This window comes from Rhodococcus sp. IEGM1339 (assembly GCF_050321925.1).
GTDB classification, from domain to species: domain Bacteria; phylum Actinomycetota; class Actinomycetes; order Mycobacteriales; family Mycobacteriaceae; genus Rhodococcus; species Rhodococcus pyridinivorans.
The window spans coordinates 1-21,371 of record NZ_JBNQFT010000035.1; the positions used below are offsets into that span (position 1 = coordinate 1).

At 68.6% G+C, this 21,371-nt stretch carries 23 protein-coding genes and 1 riboswitch; of the genes, 6 read left to right on the plus strand and 17 right to left on the minus strand.

From position 1 onward, the window contains the following. Window positions 1-54: 54 nt before the first annotated feature. Entirely contained in the window at window positions 55-723 is a 669-nt protein-coding gene (locus ACQR3U_RS22095) for a condensation domain-containing protein (RefSeq protein WP_428692136.1), read from the minus strand. Continuing rightward, the gene (locus tag ACQR3U_RS22100) at window positions 632-1,285 is read right to left on the minus strand and encodes a condensation domain-containing protein (protein ID WP_308251510.1); all 654 of its coding nucleotides are present in this window, start codon (window positions 1,283-1,285) and stop codon (window positions 632-634) included. The genes ACQR3U_RS22095 and ACQR3U_RS22100 overlap by 92 nt, the downstream gene beginning before the upstream one ends. A gap of 337 nt (window positions 1,286-1,622) precedes the next feature. On the opposite strand from ACQR3U_RS22100, the gene ACQR3U_RS22105 reads away from it, so the two are divergent. From ACQR3U_RS22105 to ACQR3U_RS22115, 3 genes are all read left to right on the plus strand, one after another. Further along, window positions 1,623-2,327, plus strand: a complete 705-nt coding sequence (locus tag ACQR3U_RS22105) for a DUF6875 domain-containing protein (protein ID WP_230811473.1) — start codon at window positions 1,623-1,625, stop codon at window positions 2,325-2,327. 81 nt (window positions 2,328-2,408) lie between these two features. Further along, a complete protein-coding gene (locus ACQR3U_RS22110) occupies window positions 2,409-2,990 on the plus strand; it encodes a SatD family protein (RefSeq protein WP_064851868.1) in 582 nt (193 codons plus the stop codon). Beyond that, window positions 2,987-3,502: a hypothetical protein gene (locus ACQR3U_RS22115; protein ID WP_006551531.1), complete on the plus strand. Its 516-nt coding sequence runs from the start codon at window positions 2,987-2,989 to the stop codon at window positions 3,500-3,502. The genes ACQR3U_RS22110 and ACQR3U_RS22115 overlap by 4 nt, the downstream gene beginning before the upstream one ends. 17 nt (window positions 3,503-3,519) lie before the next feature. On the opposite strand, the gene ACQR3U_RS22120 is transcribed toward ACQR3U_RS22115, so the two are convergent. Further along, window positions 3,520-3,729: a DUF2945 domain-containing protein gene (locus ACQR3U_RS22120; RefSeq protein WP_006551530.1), complete on the minus strand. Its 210-nt coding sequence runs from the start codon at window positions 3,727-3,729 to the stop codon at window positions 3,520-3,522. Between the two features lie 77 nt (window positions 3,730-3,806). Continuing rightward, window positions 3,807-5,132, minus strand: coding sequence for a DUF2254 domain-containing protein (locus ACQR3U_RS22125; protein WP_230811474.1), 1,326 nt, complete (start codon window positions 5,130-5,132; stop codon window positions 3,807-3,809). A gap of 132 nt (window positions 5,133-5,264) precedes the next feature. Beyond that, a riboswitch (glycine riboswitch) is annotated at window positions 5,265-5,354 on the plus strand. A 142-nt stretch (window positions 5,355-5,496) separates the two neighbouring features. Between ACQR3U_RS22125 and ACQR3U_RS22130 the strand changes: the two genes are divergently transcribed. Next, window positions 5,497-6,504 (plus strand): DMT family transporter, encoded by a 1,008-nt coding sequence (locus ACQR3U_RS22130; RefSeq protein WP_230811475.1) that lies wholly within the window; start codon window positions 5,497-5,499, stop codon window positions 6,502-6,504. 150 nt (window positions 6,505-6,654) lie between these two features. Here the strand turns inward: ACQR3U_RS22130 and ACQR3U_RS22135 are convergent, their stop codons facing one another. From ACQR3U_RS22135 to ACQR3U_RS22150, 4 genes are all read right to left on the minus strand, one after another. After that, complete coding sequence (locus ACQR3U_RS22135) at window positions 6,655-7,848, minus strand: SPFH domain-containing protein (protein ID WP_230811476.1); 1,194 nt, start codon at window positions 7,846-7,848, stop codon at window positions 6,655-6,657. A 2-nt stretch (window positions 7,849-7,850) separates the two neighbouring features. Next, window positions 7,851-8,291 carry an NfeD family protein gene (locus tag ACQR3U_RS22140; protein ID WP_230811477.1) on the minus strand — a complete coding sequence of 147 codons (441 nt, stop codon included), beginning with the start codon at window positions 8,289-8,291 and terminating at the stop codon, window positions 7,851-7,853. 224 nt (window positions 8,292-8,515) lie between these two features. After that, entirely contained in the window at window positions 8,516-8,899 is a 384-nt protein-coding gene (locus tag ACQR3U_RS22145; protein WP_230811478.1) for a hypothetical protein, read from the minus strand. Between the two features lie 23 nt (window positions 8,900-8,922). Then, window positions 8,923-9,756, minus strand: coding sequence for a DUF3097 domain-containing protein (locus ACQR3U_RS22150; RefSeq protein ID WP_230811479.1), 834 nt, complete (start codon window positions 9,754-9,756; stop codon window positions 8,923-8,925). 82 nt (window positions 9,757-9,838) lie between these two features. Between ACQR3U_RS22150 and ACQR3U_RS22155 the strand changes: the two genes are divergently transcribed. Then, window positions 9,839-10,648, plus strand: a complete 810-nt coding sequence (locus ACQR3U_RS22155) for a hypothetical protein (RefSeq protein ID WP_230811480.1) — start codon at window positions 9,839-9,841, stop codon at window positions 10,646-10,648. A 35-nt stretch (window positions 10,649-10,683) separates the two neighbouring features. On the opposite strand, the gene ACQR3U_RS22160 is transcribed toward ACQR3U_RS22155, so the two are convergent. Continuing rightward, on the minus strand, window positions 10,684-11,514 hold the full coding sequence (locus ACQR3U_RS22160) for a class I SAM-dependent methyltransferase (protein ID WP_230811481.1): 831 nt from the start codon (window positions 11,512-11,514) through the stop codon (window positions 10,684-10,686). A gap of 169 nt (window positions 11,515-11,683) precedes the next feature. Between ACQR3U_RS22160 and ACQR3U_RS22165 the strand changes: the two genes are divergently transcribed. Then, window positions 11,684-12,364, plus strand: a complete 681-nt coding sequence (locus ACQR3U_RS22165; RefSeq protein WP_024100829.1) for a winged helix-turn-helix transcriptional regulator — start codon at window positions 11,684-11,686, stop codon at window positions 12,362-12,364. A gap of 13 nt (window positions 12,365-12,377) precedes the next feature. Here the strand turns inward: ACQR3U_RS22165 and ACQR3U_RS22170 are convergent, their stop codons facing one another. From ACQR3U_RS22170 to ACQR3U_RS22205, 8 genes are all read right to left on the minus strand, one after another. Then, window positions 12,378-13,454, minus strand: a complete 1,077-nt coding sequence (locus ACQR3U_RS22170) for a ferrochelatase (RefSeq protein ID WP_230811482.1) — start codon at window positions 13,452-13,454, stop codon at window positions 12,378-12,380. A gap of 22 nt (window positions 13,455-13,476) precedes the next feature. Further along, on the minus strand, window positions 13,477-14,283 hold the full coding sequence (gene inhA / locus ACQR3U_RS22175) for an NADH-dependent enoyl-ACP reductase InhA (protein WP_006551519.1): 807 nt from the start codon (window positions 14,281-14,283) through the stop codon (window positions 13,477-13,479). 46 nt (window positions 14,284-14,329) lie between these two features. Further along, a complete protein-coding gene (gene fabG1 / locus ACQR3U_RS22180; protein WP_024100828.1) occupies window positions 14,330-15,079 on the minus strand; it encodes a 3-oxoacyl-ACP reductase FabG1 in 750 nt (249 codons plus the stop codon). A gap of 65 nt (window positions 15,080-15,144) precedes the next feature. Beyond that, entirely contained in the window at window positions 15,145-16,125 is a 981-nt protein-coding gene (locus ACQR3U_RS22185; RefSeq protein WP_006551517.1) for a VWA domain-containing protein, read from the minus strand. Beyond that, window positions 16,122-17,081 (minus strand): DUF58 domain-containing protein, encoded by a 960-nt coding sequence (locus ACQR3U_RS22190; protein WP_230811483.1) that lies wholly within the window; start codon window positions 17,079-17,081, stop codon window positions 16,122-16,124. The genes ACQR3U_RS22185 and ACQR3U_RS22190 overlap by 4 nt, the downstream gene beginning before the upstream one ends. After that, entirely contained in the window at window positions 17,078-18,358 is a 1,281-nt protein-coding gene (locus ACQR3U_RS22195; protein WP_033096632.1) for an AAA family ATPase, read from the minus strand. Before ACQR3U_RS22195 ends, ACQR3U_RS22190 begins: the two co-directional genes overlap by 4 nt. A 171-nt stretch (window positions 18,359-18,529) precedes the next feature. Beyond that, a complete protein-coding gene (locus tag ACQR3U_RS22200) occupies window positions 18,530-20,407 on the minus strand; it encodes an NlpC/P60 family protein (protein ID WP_230811484.1) in 1,878 nt (625 codons plus the stop codon). Window positions 20,408-20,765: 358 nt separating this feature from the next. After that, entirely contained in the window at window positions 20,766-21,314 is a 549-nt protein-coding gene (locus tag ACQR3U_RS22205) for a DUF6676 family protein (RefSeq protein ID WP_024100824.1), read from the minus strand. Window positions 21,315-21,371 lie beyond the last annotated feature (57 nt).

Genomic DNA, 21,371 nt, shown 5'->3' on the forward strand with positions numbered 1-21,371 from the left:
CTCAAATGGGCCGCGAAACGCGCGCACCACCAACACCATCCACAACCCACCCAGTCACCGATATGCACCATAGTGAGTCACTAACTTAACGGTATTGACGTTGACGAGCATTCCGGCGGAGCGTCGCAGCTCGGCCGTCGTCCGCGCCGACACCGGGATGTTCACGAGCACGTCGTACCGTCCCGACCGCCGCGAGAAGAAACAGGCGGCGGCCGCGAGTACCACTGCGGCCGAGGAGGCGTCCCGCGTCGGCGGGGACCCCGACAGGTAGACGTCCGCAGTGTCCGACAGATCCGTCTCCGCCGTGACGGTCCGGACCGCCGGGGGCACCTCGGTGGTGTCGACATGGGGTAGGTCGCGGATCCGCTCGCTCCAGTACTCACGGTCCGCGACGAATCGGTTCGACGCGCGATACTGCCGGTCCTTCTCGTACAACGTCCGCAGATCCGCCGGCGGCTTGTCCGGCGGCGGCTTGTCCGGCGGCGGCTTGTCCGGCGGGGCCCCGTCCTGGCCGGAACTCCGGGAGGCGAGTGCCCTGGAATAGAGTTCGGCTCCCCTGCGAACGATGATCATCGCTCCGAACCCGTCGAGCGCGATGTGATGGGCTTTGACGTACACGAGGTAACTGGCATCACCTGTGCGCAGAACCACTATGCGGCACAACCGGTCTGCCATCAGGTCGACGGGTGCTTCCACATCCCGCCGGAGCCACTCCTCGGCCACCCCCCCGCGGATCGGATTCGTCACGGAGGTCGACGACCTCGGTGGGTACATCGAGGTCCCGGTCGACGACCTGGTACGGACGGCCGTCCACGTCGACGAGGCGCAGGAGGACGGTCTCGAACTCCCGACCGGCGGTCGTCGACGCCCACTTCAGCAACTCGAGATCGAGTTCTCCACGGAACTCCACGTATTGGGCAATGACGAAAGGGACTTCGGGTACGAGTTGCTGGGCGAGCCAGATACCGTACTGGGCCGGAGTCAGCGGAAACGCACCCGCGCGCGCGTCGGAGTTCTGCGCGGTGCCTACGACGGGAGTGGCCACAGCGCCCCCTTCACGAGGATGTGTGCAGCGGCAGCGGCGAACGGGAGCGCCTCGTCGAGCCGGATGCCCTCGAGCATCGTGCACAGCTCGCGAGCGGGAACGACCGAGTCTGCACGCCGCTTCGAGAATGTATGCGTCAGCGTAGGACGGGGACGGGGTTGCTGCAATGCCGTGCAGCAGAACGAGATCGAGATGCGACCAGGACATCTCGCAGAGGACGACGCTCGCACATCCCGACATTCGGCATTTTCACACCATAAACCTTAGGTTTGTTTGATGGGATGGATAAAAACCTTCCGTCCGCGCTATGCTCGTTTTACAAACTTAGAATGCAAAACTCTCGGTAAACTCCGGACGAAGGGGAATTCACGCCCGGCCCGACGGTCGCACGAGTACTGAATCCACGAGAGCGGACGATGCACGAGGCCGGACCGGTGCAGTCGATTATGTTGCACTGCAACAATTTCCACTTCTTTCATGCCTGTTGCTCGAAACAGCCTTCCGACAATCCTTCCCGGGAACCCTCCCCAGTTCCCACGAACACGCGACATCCATCCCCTGGAGGGAGGAAGCGCAGATGCCGATCCAGAGACGAATCGGACCTCGTTCGGGCACGGTCTGGGTGGACCTGTTCGATGAAACCTCCGAGTACGCAGACGAAGCGAGCGCCCACCTGTTGAGAAGGTGGGCGAGCGGGTATCTCACCGAACCCAACCCCGACCTCGGCCGCAGCGGGCCCGTGTGCCCGTTCGTTCGCCCGTCGATCGGCAAGCAGCTCTTCGGAGCTGCATTCGTCCACGGATCCGGAATCGACGCCGGGGCACTCGGCACGATCGTGGAGGACCAGTTCGACCTGTACACGACGCTCTCACGCGAGGACGATCGCGACCGGAGCCTGAAGACGCTCGTGACCGTACTGCCCGACCTCACCGGCTTCGAGGTGATCGACGTCGTCCACACGGAATTCAAGTCGCGGTTCGTCGAACACGGTTTCATGCTCGGCCAGTTCTACCCGGGCTGCACCCAGCCGGGTCTGTGGAATCACGACTTCCATCCACTCGACGCCCCGTTGCCGATGCTGGTCGCCCGCCACATGATGACGACCGATTTCCCGTTTCTCGTTGGTCGCCAGGAATGGCTGTGCGCCTACTTCAAGAAGTTCGCCCCGGCACTGCCGTCGACACTCCGCCTCACCATCGCGAAACGGATGAAGTACGACGGCGATGCGGTGGACGCGATCACCGCACATCATGAGCTGACGGGGAACGAGCCGGGCCGATAGGCTGTACGCGTCCCTGTCCCACATTCCGGTCGTCAAGCTTCAGGTCTTGATTATCGACAATCAAGCCCTCACACTTGACGCATGTTCGTCTTGACGGTCGACCAGCGGAGCAGCCGCCGAGACATCGACCGCGTGGCGGACCTCCTCACCGAACTGCAGGATGTTCCGCTGGTACGGCCCTTCGAGCGCACCGCGGGCGACGAGGTCCAGGCCGTCGCGGACGATCCCGCCCTCGTCGTCGATCTCGTCCTCGACCTCCTCCGGAGGGAACGCTGGAGTATCGGGGTGGGAATCGGCCCGGTGGAGACCCCGCTCCCCGAACAGACACGCGCCGGCCGCGGACCCGCCTTCGAACACGCCCGCACCGCCGTCGAACGCGCCAAGAACGCCCCTGGGCAGGTCGCGGCCGAAGGCGACGACACCGAGGCCACCGCCGACGTCGACGCCGCGCTCACCCTGCTCGCCACCGTCGTCCTGCGCCGCACAGACCAGGGGCACGAGGCGGTCGACCTCGCTCGTCAGGGCCTGTCGCAGGCGCGGATCGCCGAGCGTCTCGGCATCAGCAAACAAGCGGTGTCCCAGCGCCTCGCCACCGCCGGGTGGCAGGCCGAACTGGCCGGACGCGAACTCGTGCGGCGACTCCTGGAAAGGGCCGACCGTTGACCGTCCTCTCACTGGTGTGCCTGGCCGTGGCTGCTCTCGCACCCGCACTCGCGCTGCGCCCGAGCATGCCGGTGTGGCCGGCCGCCTCGTTGAGCATTGCGGGTCTCGCCGGTTCAGCCCTCGCCGCCACCGCGACCACACCGGTTCAGGGAGTCGCGCTCGCGGCCACGCTGATTCTCACCGCCACGGCGGCGATCACCGGGGGCGGACCCGCGGTCCTCGTGGCGTTCCGGATCGCGCGCCGGCAACCCGATGCCGGTCCCGAGCCCACCCCTCCCCCGGGCCCGCTCCGCGGCGGACGCGTCATCGGCGTGCTCGAACGCGGAGCGGTCACCGCCTCGATCCTCGCCGGATGGCCTGAGGGGATCGCCGTCATCATGGCGGTGAAGGGTCTCGCCCGTTATCCCGAACTACGCGAACCGAACGCCTCCGAACAGTTCATCATCGGCACGTCCACCTCGGTGCTGTGGGCGGTCGCGGTGTGCGGAGTCGGGCAGGCGCTGATCACCTGACGCCGGGATCTCCACCGTCAGGTCTTCTTCAGCGCACTCCCCTTGTGCATCGCGACGTGATCGGTCTTGTCGCTCCGGATCTCGTACTGCGGCTCGTCCTCGCTGCACCGCCGCGTGCGCCCCTTGAACTCCACGTCCTCCGTGTGCTTCGCAATGATCACACCCTCGACGTATCCGGCTTCGGAGTTCCATCGGACATGGTCACCGACGGAGAAGTGGGTCGCCATGTCGTCGTCCTCCCGATCGGCTCGCTTCCTGTGGCAGTCGGATAACCGTCTCCCATCGGTCCTACACCCCAAGACGATCAGTCCGTCCGATGCTCCGCGGGATCCGCGGACCCCTCGGCGACGGCACGGAAACGTTCGAGGTCCTCCGGACGGAACTCGGGCCGGGCGACCACCGCGTCGACGAGCAGACGCAACTGGTGCTGCAAGGCCGGCACCGACCCGGTGCGCCCCTGCTCGGAGAGATGATCGATGAGCATGCGCAGCACCCGGGCGAGCGCCGTGGCCACGTGCAGCTGCGCCGAGCCGGCCTGCCGGATCTGTTCGAAGGCGTGCTCGATGTACTCGTCGGGCGACAGGATCCACGGACGCAGCAGAATCCGGCCGTCCGCACCCTCGATCGCCGGCACCGGACTGTCGGTGACCAGCAGGGTGCGCAGCAGACTGCCGAGCCGGAGCACCACCTCGGTGGCGGTCGTCGGGTCGTTGATCGCCTGGCTCAGTGCGCGCAGCGCGATGTCGACGAGTTGCCGCAGCGCGAAGTCCACGTCCTGTTGCATGGTGCGCGTATTCGAGATCTCCACGGCCGCCTCGAGCCGCCGCAGGATCACCGCCCGTTCCGGCTTCGGATGGATCCGCAGCAGCGGTTCCCCGCAGTGAATGTACGCGCCGGGACGCGTCTCCATCCGCACGACCGAACCCGGCGGTACCACGGCGAGAACGAGCTCGGCCGGCGCCTGGGTCACCCAGCCGTCGCGCGGGGCGTACACCGTCGCCCCCTCGGTGAAATCCGGCTCCGGCACCCGGTCGACGTGGATCTCGCCGCGCGAACTCCGGCTCGTGTTCGAGATGACCTTCTCGGCCTCCGAGGCGATGCTGCGCACCACCTCCCCGACCTGCAGACCGTGGGCCAGCCGGTTGAGATAGGCGATGATGAGCACCACGGTCGACACCGCGAGGACTACCGCGAGGGTGGTCGACAGTGTGGGGGCGGGGGCGGCGTCGTCCGCGCCGATGTGGCGCAGCGTCAGCACGCAGTAAACGAAGGTCGCAACCAGCATCCCGATCACCGTCTGGCTGGCCCGATCCCGGATGAAGGACCGCATCACCCGCGGTGAGAACTGGCTGCTCGCCAACTGCAGGCTCACGACGGTCAACGAGAAGACGACGCCGGCGGTGGTGATCGTGGCACCCGCCACGGTGCTCAGCAGCCAGATCGCGGCGTTGCTGTTCATCTTCATGCCCCACGCGAAGGGGCCGAAGGCCCGATCGATGTAGCCGCTCACCTCCGCGAGCACGGCTCCGGCGACGACGACCAGCGCGGGCAGCGCGAACAGACTCTCCCGGAATCGGTATACGCCCGCGGCGATCCGCAACTGCATCCACGGTCTCGGCAGAGCACTCATGTCGACCAAGCTAACCATCCGCAATCCGTACCGCGGGCACTCGCAGCGAACTGTGGGCACGCGCACCGGATGTCCCCTGCGGCGCGGTCACGACGAGTCCATGAGATACTCGACGGACAATTGAACAGCCACCGAACCGCGGCGGGAGAGTCCCGCACACAGCGGGCGCCGAAGGAGCAACCTCCCCGGGAATCTCTCAGGCCCCCAGACCGCCGCGGCGAGGCTCCTCTGGAAAGCAACTCTTCCGGGTTCACCGAAGGTGTAAGCGGCTCCGTCCGCGAAAGCTCTCAGGTCCGATGACAGAGCGGGGAACGACAACACCCGCTGGTGCTCGTTTCGTGCACCCTGGACCCGAGGTAGACGTGTGACCGTTTCCCTGGGCGCGCCCCTGCGCGCCGATCATGCGCTGCTCGAGCAGCGCCCCGAAGTTGCACCGACCGAGTCGCGTGGCCCTGTTCTCCCTCCCTCCCCCGCCCCGAAGTCGCCGCCGCGTACGAACCGGCGACTCGGGATCGCCGCGATCGTGCTGTCCGCGACCGCGATGGGCGCCGCAGGATTGTTCGGCCGCAAGGCCACTCCCGAAGGCGCGGTGCTCGGTGAAGCACTGACGCTCGGGCGGATGGCGGTCGGAGCGATCGGCATGCTCGTCCTGATCGCGCTGTCCCGCCGCCTCGGACAGTTGCGCCGGACCCGCCTGTCCTGGTCGGTCGTCGGTGGCGGTGTGCTCCTCGGACTGTCCCTCGCGACCTATCTGTCCGCCACGGTGTTGACCGACCTGTCCCGTGCCGTGGTTCTCCATTACCTCGGCCCCGTCGTCGCGACGGCCCTCGCCCGGGTGTTCCTGAAGGAGAGGGTCGGTCGCCTCGACGCCCTGTCGATCGGCACGGCGTTCGCCGGCATGTTGCTCGCCGCCGGCCTGGTGGGCGGTGAATCGTCCGGGGGCGAGCACGAGACGCTGGGTACCGTGCTGGGCGCTGCCTCGGGAGTCTTCTACGGCGGGGCCCTGCTGTGCTACCGCTATCGCACCGACATGCCGTCCGACGTCCGGTCCCTGTGGAACTTCGTCTTCGGCGCCGTCGCGGCAGGTGGGATGGTCGCGGTGACTCGACCCGACCTGTCGGGGATGACCGCGACGCACTGGTTGTGGGCCGGTGGGTTCTTCGTCGTCTGTGGTCTGTTCGCGCTGGGGCTGCTCGTCGTCGCAGGCAAGCACCTCCGCGCCGCGGAACTGTCCGGCCTGTCCTACCTCGAAGTCGTGGTCGCGCTGATGATCGGCATGGTCGCCTTCGGAGAGTCCGTGACCGTGCTCGCCGCCGCGGGCGCCGGTCTCATCGTGGTGGCGATGGCACTGCCGATGCTCGGCCGCCGATGACACTGCCGATGCTCGGCCGCCGATGACACTGCCGATGCTCGGCCGCCGATGACGAGTGGGAGGGCGCGCGGGTCGGCGCGACCTCCCACTGAACCGGTTTCCGTTACTGCTGTTGCGGCGGCTCGGCCGGCTGCTCGGATGCGTCGTTCGTCATCCAGCGCTGCGCCGGCGGCGTTGCGGGCAACGCTGACTGTCCTTCACCGGCACCCCCTGCGTCCCCTCCGTGGCGAGACCCGTCCGCACTGCGGGGTCGACCGGCTTGCGCGCGACCGCCTCGGCTTCGGCGACGGCCTGGGCCACCTCGGGGTCGCGCTTGGTCGCGAACCAGTCCTCGACCTCGGCACTGTCGTCCTCGGGCCGTTGCAGTTCCTCGTCGACAGGACTCGGCTCGAAGCGGAAGACGCCGTCCTCGCCGGGCGCGCCGAGCGTCCGCGCGAATCCTTCGAGCGCCTTGCCGAAGTCGCTCGGCACCACCCACATCTTGTTCGCATCGCCCTGGGCCATCTGCGGCAGGGTCTGCAGGTACTGGTAGGCGAGCAGCTCCGGAGTGGGCTTGCCGGCCTTGATCGCGGCGAAGACCTTCTCGATGGACTTCGCCTCGCCCTGGGCCTCGAGGTAGCGCGCCGCGCGATCACCCTGCGCGCGCAGGATCCGCGACTGCCGGTCGGCCTCGGCTTCGAGGATCGCGGCCTGCTTCGCACCCTCGGCGGAGAGGATGCGCGACTGCTTGTCGCCCTCGGCGGTCTTGATCGCGGATTCACGGTGACCCTCGGCCGTGAGGATCATCGCGCGCTTCTCGCGGTCGGCCTTCATCTGCTTCTCCATCGATTCCTGGATCGACGGCGGCGGATCGATGCTCTTGAGTTCGACCCGGGCGACACGCAGGCCCCATCGGCCGGTCGCTTCGTCGAGCACACCGCGGAGCTGACCGTTGATGGAGTCGCGGGAGGTGAGCGTCTCCTCGAGGGTCATTCCGCCGACGACGTTGCGGAGCGTGGTGACGGTGAGCTGCTCGACCGCGGCGATGTAGTTGCTGATCTCGTAGACCGCCGCCTGCGGGTTCGTCACCTGGAAGTACACGACCGTGTCGATGCTCAGCGTCAGGTTGTCCTGGGTGATGACCGGCTGCGGCGGGAACGAGACGACACGTTCGCGTAGATCGACCTTCGCGCGGATGCGGTCGACGAAGGGCACCAGGAAGGTGAGCTGACCCGACGCCGTCCGGTAGTACCGGCCGAGACGTTCGATGACCGCGGCCTCCGCTTGCGGTACCAGCGATACCGATTTGGCCACGACCACCACGACCAGTGCCACCACTACGGCGAGCACGATCAGAGCTTCCATCCTCAGACACCCCTCCACACGACGGCAGTCGCGCCGTCTATCTGCATCACTGTCACTGTCGTTCCCGGCCCGTACACCTCGGTGGCGTCCAGCGGCCTGGCGGTCCACACCTCACCGTCGATCTTCACGCGCCCGGAATGCTCCCCCACCTGCTCGAGGACCAACGCGTGCTTGCCCGGGAGAGCGTCGATCCCGGTGGGCAGAGCGGGCGGCTGGGAGTACCGGCGCCTCAGCATCGGCCGGACACCGAGCAGCAGAACCAGCGAGGTCACGGCGAAAATCACCGCGTCGACCCAGACGGGCAGATCGGTCACCGCGGAGACACCGCCGGTGACGAGCGCTGCACCGCCGAGCATCAGCAGCGCGAAATCGCCCGTGAGCGCTTCGCCGGCCGCCAACGCCACTCCGGCGATCAACCAAATCAATGCGGCCACGATCACCATCGAACCACAAATCGGACATCCTGGCAGATGCCCTGGTGGAGGAAGCGGTCTTGGCCCCTCGTCCTCGAGGCTGCTTTCCGCAGGGAAGATCTCAGGTCGGTAATTCTATATTCTTCGGCTTTCCGTCCCGACCGGAATGTCACCCCGGCTTCGTAAGTGGAGGCAACCGAAACGCATCCTTTTGCCGTTGTGAAATCGGTGATACCGTCCCCGAACTACCGGCATCACCCCCGCGCGTTCGCTCCTCGTGGGAGCTCGATCAGCTCGTCACGCGGTTCCACGCGGCCATCGACGACATCGAGGACCCGTACGAGCGCGCCGTCGAATGGATCGTCGGAGCGGTCCGCACCGTTCGTTACCACCCGGTCGCACGACGATTCGTCGACAACGAAGCCGCCCTCCCCCTCCACCGACAGCTGATGTCCGCATCCGTTCCCCAGGCTTCGCACCCGAGGAGTCCGGCAATGGAAGTCACTCCCGCACAGCGCGTTCGCGCAAACATCGAGGACGATGTACCCGTCGCCGACCGCACCTTCGTCCGGTCGCCGGCAGACCGCCGCATCCGGCCGATGTTCCTGTTCCGAGCGCTGTCGCTCCAGGGCACCCACCCCACCGTCATGGTTGCGCTCGGTCAGCTCTCGTCGGGTTCGGTGACGAAGTCGACGAGGCGCTCCACGGCGCCGATGAGGTGCGATTCGAGATCGCGGAAGGAGTTCACGGCGTTGTAGACGCGCCGCCAGCCGTCCTGCGGCGTGCCCCAGCCGAGTTCACGGCAGACGCCGGTCTTCCAGTCCTGTCCGCGCGGAATGGAGGGCCAGGCGTCGATGCCCACGGCCTTCGGTTTCACGGCCTGCCACACGTCGATGTAGGGATGGCCGGTGACCATCACGTGCGGACCTAGATTCGCGGTGAGATGCTCCTCCTTGGACCCGGTGACGAGGTGGTCGGCGAGCACACCGACGCGTCGGCCCGAGCCGGGTTCGAACTCGGCCAGCCTGGCGCCGAGATTGTCGAGGCCCTCGAGTTGTTCGACGACCACGCCTTCGACCCGCAGGTCGTGCCCCCACACCCGTTCGACGAGGGCGGCGTCGTGCACGCCCTCCACCCAGATCCGGCTTCCCCGCGCCACGCGTGCGCGCAAACCCTCCACCCGGGTGGATCCCGAGGCGGATCTCGTCGGTGCGGAGGCGGGACGGATCTTCGGTTTGACGAGGGTGACGGGTGCTCCGTCGACCAGGAAGGCCGCGGGGCGCATCGCGAACAGACGGGTGCGTCCCTGCGCGTCCTCGAGCCGCACGAAGTCGCCGTCGTGGGTCTTCTCGATTCCCACGATCGCGCCGCACCAGCCGGATGCGGCGTCCTCGACGACGACGCCGCGCTCCGCTGCGAGTTCGGGAACGGACTTCTTCTTGGTGCGGGCGTGACCGGCGTAGATGTCGCCGCCGTAGATATCGCGTGGGCTCACGCCAGTCGACCCTAGGACATTGCGCGGGACCGCTCGCGCTGCCACGCCGGACCGCCGTGCGCGGTCGCCGTATGCTTTCGGGGTGAGTTCTCCGAGCCTGACGCTGACCGTGTGGGCGGGGTCGTGGCTGTCCGGTCACGCCTCCCCCGACGATGTGATCGATGCGCTGCACGAGTGGGCGCCGATGCATCTCGTGGGTGCCCACGATGCGGCGACGGCCTCCGCGGCGGATCTGCCCGACAAGGGTGTCGCCGACGGTGCCGCCCTGCTGCTCACCCTGATCCGCCGCGTCGATTCCGCCGCCGGCGCGGGTCTGCATCTCGTCCTTCCCGCCCCGGGCGACGTCCGCGCGTTGCCTGCCGGTACGGCGTTCGCCTCCGCAGCGCTCGCGGCCGGTGAAGGTGTCGTCGTGGGAGCGCCCGGCGCCCCGGGGCTGGGTCTGGTACCCGTCATCGAGGGTCCGGACGTCCTGCGGTGGAACGTCTTCACGCTGCCGGCGGTACCCGAGATCGCCGTCGACGGTGGTCTCGGTGCGGCCGAGTTCGCGATCCGCGAGGCGGTGCGTGATGCCGCCTCCGCGTTGAGCGGAATCCCGACGGTGGGCACCGACGGGCGCCGCACCGATCCGCGGACGGAGATCGCCGAGAAGGTCGCCGAACTCGCGCGGCACCGCTATCCCCCGTCACTGCCCGCACGTGCCGTGCGCGTCCTCGACACCGCAGACCAGGTCGCGGCGATCCTCACCGTGGCCGGTCGCGGAGGGGGTCTGCGGGCCGGTTCGGTGTCCGCCGCCACCGGCCGCGAGGGCGCGCTGCAGCCGCTGTGGGCCGCGGTCCGCGAGGCCCGCACCGGTGCGGTCGCGGCGGCTCTGCGGGCCGAGCACCATCACTGACCGCGGCCGACAGTGCGCGTCAACTCCAGTGCGCGTCAACTCCATTGCGCGGTGACCAACAGGTACTCCCAATTCATCGCTCCCCCACCGAGATCGTGACGCTGGGCGAGTTCGAGCAGGTCGAGATCGAGAGCCGCGACCCGATCGTGGTCGTCCGCGATGTTGCGGTACACCGCGATGGTGGGGCCGTAGGCGGACTTGAAGAACTCGCGGAAGTCCTCCCCGGTCGCGAAGCGTTCGACGCGCAGGTTCTCGGTGCGTGCCTGCAGGTCGGTGACACGGTCGCCGATCAGCTCGCGCACGTGCACCTCGTCGCCCCACAGCGGCGGCGGCTGTGCACCCGGCGGGGGCGGTGGCGCATACGGTTTCATCGTCGCGAACATCTGCCCGATGAAGCCGGTGGGGGTCCAGCTCAGCAGGCCGATACGTCCGCCCGGGCGGGTCACCCGGAGCAGTTCGTCGGCCGCGGCCCGGTGGTGGGGCGCGAACATCACTCCCACGCAAGAGATCACGGCATCGAAGCTCGCATCGTCGAACGGGAGCGCTTCGGCATCGGCTTCCTGCCAGTCGAGCGTCGCACCTGCCGCTTCGGCGTCACGGCGGCCGACCTCGAACAGTTCCGGGGTCAGGTCGGTCGCGAGCACCGTCGCACCGGTGAGCGCGGCGGGGATCGACGCATTGCCCGATCCAGCGGCGATGTCCAGGACGCGGTCGCCCGGACCGATTCCGGTCGCGGCCACGAGAGCGGGGCCGAGTTCGGCGATGACCTCGGTCGCCACCGCTGGATAGTTGCCGAGTGCCCACATCGCCCGGTGCTTGGCCTTCAGGGCGAGATCGGCGTCGTGTGTCGTGGAGATGTCGGTCATCAGAGGATTCCTCCTGTCGAGGGACCCGGCTTCGGCACCGTCTCGGAAGCGGCCCGGGTCACAGATCGACTGTAGGAACACGGACGCGGTGTCCTCCAGTACACAATCTGTACTGCACCGCCGCTCATCCGTGCTGGTCGCGGCGGTCCGACCGGCCTACGATCCGATCATGGGCCCGCCCTACCACCAGTTCTGTCCCGTCGCCAAGGCGATGGAGTTGTTCGACGAGAGGTGGACGCTGCTCGTGGTGCGCGAACTCGTGCTCGGCAGCGAACGGTTCAACGACCTCCGACGCGGCCTGCCCCGCATGTCGCCGACGCTGTTGTCGAAGCGGATGCACCAGCTCACAGCGGCGGGCATCGTGCAGCGCCTCGAGGACGGAAACGACGTCCGATACGTGCTCACCCCGGCGGGACGCGATCTCGAGACCGTCGTCGACGCACTCGGTGCCTGGGGCACGCGGTGGACCGGGAAACTCGGCGAGGTCGACCTCGATCCGCGACTGCTGATGTGGGACATGCACCGGCACGTCGACCATGCGGCCCTGCCGGAATCCCGGGTGGTCGTGGAGTTCGTCTTCCCGACGGTCACTCACGCGTCGCGCCGGTGGTGGATGGTCATCACGCCGCACGACGTCGACGTGTGCGACGAGGACCCGGGATTCGAGGTCTCGATCCGGGTGACGACGGGACTGCGGGAGCTGACCGAGATCTGGCGTGGCGAAGCGACCTGGCCGGACGCGTTGCGCTCGGGCGCCGTAGTCGTCGACGGTCCGAGCGCCCTGCGCCGGTCGCTGCCCCGCTGGTTCGACTCCCCTCTGGCCTCACCGGCCGGGCACTCCGCCCGGTGAGGCTCGGAGGCATCTATCCGTTCGCGGCGGGCCGGGACGGGCGTTTCGGCGGCTCACAGCACCCGACGGCGCACAGGCTCCCGTTGCACGCGGACCCGAGCAGCGGTTCGGTGCCGCAGCGACGGGCGGTGACCCCCTCCCGCTGTTCCTCGACGAGCTCGCGGACGAGTTGCGCGAAGCGCGGGTCGGTTCCGGCCGTCGCCGCACGAGAGAAGCCCATGCCCAGCTCAGCGGCCCGATCGCGAGCCTCGGTATCGAGATCCCACACGACCTCGAGATGATCGGAGACGAACCCGACCGGCACGACCACGACGGCTCGGACTCCCCGTTCGTGCAGCGCATCGATGTGGTCGACGATGTCGGGTTCGAGCCACGGCACCTGCGGCGGACCGGACCGCGACTGCCACACCAGGTCGTAGTCGCCCTCGCCGAGCGCCTCGGCCACCAACCGCGCCGCTTCGGCGACCTGCCGGCTGTAGAGACGGCCGCCCTCCTCCGGCGGACCACCGGTCGCGTCGAAGGAGTTCGGAACGGAGTGCGCGGTGAACACCACGCGCGCGGAATCGCGCACGTCGTCGGCGAGTTCGACGCGGGCCGCGCGCACGGCGTCGGTGACGGCATCGAGGAACAGCGGGTGGTCGTAGAAGTGCCGCAGCTTCGTCAGCTGCGGGGCGTCCTCGACGGCGTCCCGCGCCCGTGCGATGTCCTCGTGGTACTGCCGGCAACCCGAGTAGCCGCCCCAGGCGGAGGTCGCGAACACCAGGGCGTTACGGATCCCTTCGTCGCGCATCCGCGCGACGGTGTCCTCGACCATGGGATGCCAGTTGCGGTTGCCGAAATAGATCGGCAGATCGATACCGTGCACGTCGAACTCGGCGCGGACGGCGTCGATGATCGCCCGGTTCAAGGCGTTGATCGGCGAGACACCCCCGAAGTGCAGATAGTGCTGCGCGACCTCGTCGAGTCGTTCCGGCGGGATCCCTCGTCCGCGAGTGACGTTCTCGAGGAACGGTCGCACGTCGTCGGGTCCTTCCGGTCCGCCGAACGACAGCAGCATCAGCGCGTCGTACGCCCCGGGGGTGTTCGTCATGGGAGTGCCTTCCGTCGTACGGTCAGCTGCCGAAGCCGACCTGGGAGTGGAAACCACCGTCGACGTAGACGATGGATCCCGTTGTCCCGGGTAGCCAGTCGGACAGCACCGCACACACGGTCTTCGCCACGGGCGTCGGATCGTCGACGTCCCAGCCGATCGGGGACGCCGCCGACCAACCCTCGTTCAGACGGTTCATCTCCGCGCCCGGGCCGGTCGCGTCGCCCGCGATGGCCTTGGCCGCGAGCGTCTTGATCGGGCCGGCGGCGACGAGGTTCGAACGGATACCGCGCGGGCCGACTTCCTTGGCCACGTAGCGGTTCACCGACTCGAGCGTCGCCTTGGAGACACCCATCCAGTTGTAGAACGGCACGGCCCGGGACGGGTCGAAGTCCATTCCGACGATCGAACCGCCCTCGTTCATGACGGGTAGGACGGCCTTGGCGAGCGCGCCGTAGGAGTAGGCCGACACCTCGAGCGCCACCGCGACGTCCGTCCAGGGCGCGTCGAGGAACGGGCTGCCCAGGCAGGACCGGGGTGCGAAACCGATGGAGTGGACGACACCGTCGATCCCCTCCGGTGCGAGTTCGCGGATCTTGTCGGCGAGACCGTCGAGATCCTCCTGGTTCTGCACGTCGAGGCAGATCGCCGGCGGCACCGGCTGCGGGAGACGCTGCGCGATCCGGTCGATCAACCGGAGTCGCTCGAAGCCGGTGATGATCACCTTCGCGCCCTGTTCCTGCGCGGCCTTCGCGGTGTGAAAGGCGATCGAGGCATCGGTGATGATGCCGGTGACGAGAATGGTCTTGCCCTCGAGCAGTCCGCCCATGAGTGTGTCGGTCCTCCAGTGAGATTCGGATGTGGTCGCGAGACCGTCAGTGGCCCATGCCCATGCCGCCGTCGACCGGGATCACGGCGCCGGAGACGTAGGCGGAGTCGTCGGAGGCCAGGAAGCTGACGACGGCTGCGACGTCCTCGGGCTTGCCGAGTCGCTGCAGCGGGATGAACTTCTTCGCCGTGTCGCGCAGGTCGTCTGACAGATCCGCAGTCATGTCGGTCTCGATGAAACCGGGAGCGACGACGTTGGCCGTGATCGATCGCGAACCGAGTTCGCGGGTGACCGAACGGGCGAGCCCGATGACACCGGCCTTCGAGGACGCGTAGTTGATCTGACCGGCCTGACCGGCGAGGCCGACCACGGAGCCGAGGAAGATCATGCGGCCCCAACGGGCACGGAGCATCGCACGGTTGGCGCGCTTGGCGCACCGGAAGGCGCCGGTGAGGTTCGCGTCGATCACCGAGCTGAACTGGTCCTCGGTCATGCGCATCAGCAGGGTGTCGTCGGTGATGCCCGCATTCGCGACGAGCACCTCGACGGGACCCTGATGCTCCTCGACCTCCTTGAACGCGGCGTCGACCGAGTCGGCGTCGGTGACGTCGCACCGCACACCGAACAGGTCGTCGGGCGCGCCCGAACCGCGGTGGGTCACGGCGACCCTGTGGCCGTCCGCCTGCAGGCGACGGGCGACGGCGAGGCCGATCCCGCGGTTTCCACCGGTGACGAGGACGGATCGGGGGGTGGCACCCGCGCGCGTGGACGCTGCGGCACTATCTGCGTCAGTCATGCATTCCAACCTATCTGGTGGCCTGGCCGGGACGGAAAACGCTCCGTGAGCGTGCACAAGATGGATCAGGGCAGCCGCTGGCGCAACACCATCGCCGCGCCGAGCCCCGCGATCACCGAGAGCGCTCCGAGCATGAGCCACGGACGGCTGGCGTCGCCGCGGGTCGTCTCGAAGCCGATCTGCTCCTCGAGCGTGTTGTAGGCGTCCTCGAGTTCTTCGAGGCTTGCCGCCGTGAAGAAGCTCCCGCCCGAGAGATTCGCGATCTCCTTGAGCGACGGATCGTCGACGGGCACAGGGATCCGATCATCCTCGATGGTGACGGTGCCCGTCTGGGTGCCGAACGAGATGGTCGAGACCGGGATTCCCTTCTCCGCCGCCTGCCGCGCCGCGGTGAAGCCCCCGCGGGGATCGTCGGGACTCTCGGGGACGGTCTGCTTGCCGTCGGACAGCAGCACGATCCGCGCGGGCGGCGCCTGGTCGCTACCGCCGAGCACGGCGGCGAGCGTGTCGATCGACTGCATCGCTGTGAAGATCGCCTCGCCGGTCGCAGTGCGCTCGCTGAGCTGCAGGTTGTCGATCGCGGACTTGCTCGCCTCCCGGTTGGTGGTCGGCGAGACCAGGACCGAGGCGGTACCCGAGAACGCGACGAGACCGAGGTTGATGCCGGGCGTCAGGTCGTCGGCGAACTGCTTGGCCGCCTCCTGTGCGGCGGCGAGTCGTGTGGGCGCGACGTCCGTGGCCTCCATCGACAACGACACGTCGATGACAAGCACGACCGTGGCCCGGTTGCGCGGCACCCGCTGTTCGGCGGTCGGGCCGGCGAGCGCCACGGTGAGGAAGACGAGCCCGACGAGCAACAGTGCGACGGGAATGTGCCGAGCGCGTCCCGGGCGGGCGGGCGCGACCTTCTCGAGCAGCTCGAGATTGGTGAAGCGCAGCGTGTTCGTCTGGCGCCGGCGCTGGACCAGCACGTATGCGCCGCCGAGGGCGGCGACGACGAACAACAGCAGCAGCCACCACGGTGAAGTGAAACCGGACAGGCTCATCGTCCCCCCTGCCGTGCGGGTGCGCCGAAGCTGTGCCGCCGGGCCGCGACGAATCGGACGACATCGCCGATCCAGTCGCGGTCGGTGCGCAACGTCAGCACCGGTGCACCTGAACTGCGCAGCGCCTGGTGCACGGCCGCGCGATGCTCGACGGCGGCCTGCGCATAGTCGGCCCGCAGTTCGGGAGTAGTCGTGAATTCACGGGTGCGGCCCGTTTCCGGGTCGTGCAGCACCACGTCGCCCAGATCGGGCAGTTCGAGGTCGCGGCGGTCGACGATCTCGACAGCGAGCAGTTCGTGCCGGCCGGACAGTGCCCGCAGGGAGCGCTCCCAGTCGAGAGGGCCGAGGAAATCGCTCACCACGACTGCCAGACCGCGGCGGCGCTGGGGACGTCGCAGCGACTCGACGAGCCCCCGGAGATCACCGCGGGTCCCGTCGGGTGCGTGCGGGGTTGTCGCGACGGTACGCAACAACGATTGGGCGTGCAGCCGCCCACCACGCGCGGGGACGCGGGCCGTCTCGTTGCCGGTGGAGATCACCGCGCCGATCCGATTCCCGCTGCCGGTGGTCAGATGCGCGAGCGCGGCCACCGCTGCGATCGCCAGGTCGCGCTTCTCACACATGCCGGTACCGAAGTCCAGGCTGGCCGAGAGGTCGACCGCGACCCACGTCTCGAGTTCCCGGTCGGCGACGGTCTGCCGCACGTGCGGGTGCGTCGTGCGCGCGGTGACCGACCAGTCCATCTGCCGCACGTCGTCACCCGGCTGGTACTCGCGGGCGTCCCCCGGCTCGGAACCGGGGCCCGGGATCAGACCGAGATGGTCGCCGTGCAGGACGCCGTCGAGACGGCGCCGCACGGTGAGCTCGAGGGTGCGGAGCGCGGCGGTGAGCGCGGGATCGCGCAATTCACCGGTCCGGAACCGCGGCGGCGACCCGTCGTGAGGACGTGTGCTCACCGCGCGCCCGCACCTCCCTGCGGATCAGGTGCACCGATGGGCGCCTGCTGACCGGCAGCGGCCCGCGGATCGGCAGGCGCCGGGCCGGGGGTCGCGGTCGGCACGGGTGCGTTCGCCTGGGGCGCGACCTGCGGAAGACCCACGGTCTGCAGGATTCGGGTGATGATCTGGTCCGGGGAGACGTCGTCCGCGAGCGCGTCGTAGGACAGCACCAGGCGGTGGCGGAGCACATCGGGGATGACGTCGACGATGTCCTGCGGCACCACGTAGTCGCGACCGCGCACGAGCGCCAGGGCACGTGCCGAGGAGATGATGCCGAGCGTCGCGCGGGGCGAGGCGCCGTAGGCGATCCAGCCCTGCACGTCGTGCAGGCCGAGCTCGGCGGGCCGACGCGTCGCGAAGATGACCCTCACCACGTAGTCGACGAGCGCGTGGTGCACGAACACACGGCCGGCGATCTTCTGCAGGCGCAGGAGCTGCTCGTTGTCGAGCACCTGCTTCGGCTCGGGAGCGGCGACACCCATCCGGTAGACGATCTCGCGTTCCTCCTCCACCGACGGATAGTCGACGAGGACCTTGAACAGGAAACGGTCGCGCTGCGCTTCCGGCAGCGGATAAACGCCCTCGTTCTCGATGGGGTTCTGCGTCGCCATCACGAGGAACGGCTCGGGCATCGGGAAGGTCTTGCCACCGATCGTGACGTGGCGTTCGGCCATCACCTCGAGCAGCGCCGACTGCACCTTCGCCGGGGCGCGGTTGATCTCGTCGGCGAGCACGAAGTTCGCAACGACCGGTCCGAGTTCTGTGTCGAACTCCTCGCGTCCCTGCCGGTAGATGCGGGTACCGACGAGGTCCGTCGGCACGAGGTCGGGAGTGAACTGCACGCGGGAGAACGACCCACCGACGACCTTCGCGAAGGTTTCGACGGCCAGCGTCTTCGCGACACCGGGAACGCCTTCGAGCAGCACGTGCCCGCGCGCGAGCACACCGACCAGCATCCGCTCGACCAGCAGGTCCTGGCCGACGATCACGCGCTTGACCTCGTAGATGGCCCGTTCGAGGAGACGGACGTCGTCGGCGGGGTCGTACGCCTTCGCAGGAGCGTCGCCGGGTTTCCGCATGTTCGCGCCGGACACCTGCGGAGCCGGACCGTTCGCACCGGCCGCCTTCGGCGCCGGCGCGGCACCCGCCGCAGCCTGGTTGTTCTTGCGTCCGTCGTTACCGCCCTGGTCGCCCGGCGTCGCCGAACCGGACGTCCCACCCTCGCGTGAGGTCACCAACAATCCACCGCTTTCGCCTACGTCGCTCCGCTGGAAACACCTGCTGCACCACTATTGCAGGTGCCGGCTCGGTGTGTCGTCGCCCCTGCACCGACCGGGAGACGGCACCCGGAAACGACCGGATGGCACCCGCCCTCGGTGGTACGAGGGCCGCGGCAAACCTCGCCCTCACGACACCATGCGCACCACGTACGGTGTCATGCCGCCCCAGCGTACCGGCGAGATCTTCACGAACGATCCCGACTGCGGCGCCTCGAGCATCTGCCCGTCGCCGAGATACAGCGCGACGTGCTGGCTGGCGTTGGGCCCGTAGAAGATCATGTCGCCCCGTCTCATCTGCGACGACGGAACCTGGGTACCGGCCGTGTACTGGTAGCCGGTGTAGTGCGGGAGCGAGATGCCGATGCCCGCGAACGCGTAGATCATCAGTCCGGAGCAGTCGAAGCCGACCTTGGCGTAGTCGCCGTGGACATCGGCGACGCCGCCGTCGCGGATACCGCGGGTCGGGCCGTTCTCGTTGCCACCACCCCACGCGTACGGGACGCCGATCTGGGACATCGCACGGTCGATGACGATCTCCACCGCAGCGGGACCGGTGACGGACGGACGCGACGGGATCCCGGGCGTCGAATTCGGTGTGGAGGGGCGGGAACCCGATCCCCCGGTCCCCGATCCGGGGGTCTCCACGACGGGGTCGCCCGGATCCGGGTTCTCCCAGTCGATCCCACCGTCGTCGCCGCTGTCCTCGTCTTCGTCCTCGTCGGGGATCGTGCCGCTGTCGGTGCCATCCGGGACGGATCCATCGTCGGTACCGTCTGGGACGGTCCCCCCGTCGGTACCGTCCGGGACCGTGGCGTCGTCGGTGTAGTCCGGTGCAGCCGTGTCGGTGCCACTCGTATCGGTGTCACTGCCCTCCGGCGCTCCGGATTCGGTGGTGACCTCACCCGGTGAGGCGACGTCGCTCTCGCCGGTCGACGGAGACTCCTCGATCAGCGTGTGGGGGCGACGGCCGTTGGCGAGTTCCGCCGCACGTTCCCGGGCTGCGGCGTCGGCGGCGACACGCTCGGCTGCCGCGGCTGCCGCGACCCGTGCCTCCTCGGCGGCCGCCGCGGTAGCTGCTTCCTCGGCTGCGCGGCGACGGTCCCAGTCCTGGTACTGCGCGCGTTGCCCTTCCAGGCCCGCAACGTTCACGCGGGCCCGGTCGAGTTCGCTCTGCGCGTTCGCACGTTCCTGCTCGATGCGCGACTTCTCCGCGGCCTGCCGGCCGAGTTCCGCTCGCGCGACGGCGATCGCGGCCTCGGCCTCGGCCCTGCGCTGCTCGGCGGCTTCCGCCGCCGCGTCGGCCTCGAGCTTGGCCGCGCGTGCCCGCGAGTGGGAGTTGGCCTCCTGGGCCCGGGCGCGCTGGAGCGCATCGAGCACCGCGGCGCGCCCGGCGGATAGCAACCGCATGACCTGGGCGCGGTCGAGCAGCTCGTCGGGACCGTCGACGTCGAGGAAGGCCGCGAGGGAGACCGAGTTGGCGCCACGGGTGTAGCTGTCGCGGACGAACGCGTCGAAGTTCTTCTGGGCAGCGAAGATCCGGTCGGCGGCGTCGTCGAGTGCGCGGCGGGAATCCACGACCACCCGTTCGGCGAGATCCGCTGCGTCGCGCGCGCTCTGGAGATCGACGAGGGCGCGGTTGACGTCCTCGCGGCGGATGGCGACCTGCGCGTCGAGCTCGGCGAGCTGCTGATCCGCGCCGGCGATCCGGACGATCAGCTGCCCGACCCGGTCGATGTTGGCCGCGACGGCCGCACCAGCGCGGTCGATCTCGGCGTCCGAAGGGTTCGGCGGCGGGGGCGGTGCGGCGGACGCCGTCGTGGTCACGGTAAGGAGCACGGCTGTGACCAACCCCAAACCGGCGAGGAGCGTGCCGGCGCGCGTCCGCGGGGTGCGACCGGGCGTCGGACCGTCGGGTCGACGGCCTGCAGTGAGCGTCGTGGCGGTGCCGTCCGGCCCCGACCGTCGCGGAATCCCTCCGTGGATACCGAACCGTCTCACTTGCATCTCCCTCGGTCGCACCTGGTGGCCGAGACATCCGGCCGGACGACCCGAGGAAGGCAGGCAGCATCCGCTCGCCGTGGGTGCCCCACGGCTCACACGCTGCAGTCGTACACCGGCTGCGGACAGCGTCCCCACGAGCCGGGTTGTGACACACCTTCCCCAAGAGCGTCATGAAAACCGTACGACACCTCAGGGGTATGTCGCATGACAGTCACGAAGATCGGCCGGAAGAACTCCGAAAGAACACGGTGCGGACACCGAGGAACACCGTGAGGACACCGAACGATCTTCCCTGCCGGATTCCGTCACGGTCGGGGCGAGGACAACCCGGAGACGATCTCCGCGGTGACGGAAAGAGACCTCAGACGTCCTTGGCCGATGACGATCCGTTACCTCCGGCAACGGTCGCGTCACCGTCCGCGCGGCGGCGTTTGGCGAGCCAGGTCGCGCCGGCCGCAAGGGCGACCACTGCGACGATCAGCAGCGTCATCAGCGTCCAGGGCGGTGACGGCTCGAGCACCGAGTCGACGAAGTTGCGTGTGGAGACCACCGGATCGCCGGTGTAGGTGCGATCCTGGGCGGCCTCGAGAGTGACGCGGTCGAGATCCTCGCTGAATGTCCCGACCCATCCCGGACTGAGGACCAGCACCGTTCCGCCGTCCTCGGCGCCGACCTCCGTCGCGAGGTCGCGCAGCTGCGAATCCATACGGGGGTCCCGGTCGAGCACGACCACGCTGAGGTCGATCCCGTTCTCCTGCGCGCGCTGCACCTCGGCGACGAGGTCGTCGACGTACTGCGAGGGCGCCGCCACCTGGTCGTCGGCGAGATCGGCGAGCACTTTTTCGACCGAGACCCCGGCGGGAAGATCCGTGAGCGCAGGGCCCGGTATACGAAGCAGTGGCGCAGACATCTCTCTCCGGTGGTGCTGGGGCAGAAGCCGGGCGATACGGCGATCCGGCCGTGCGGA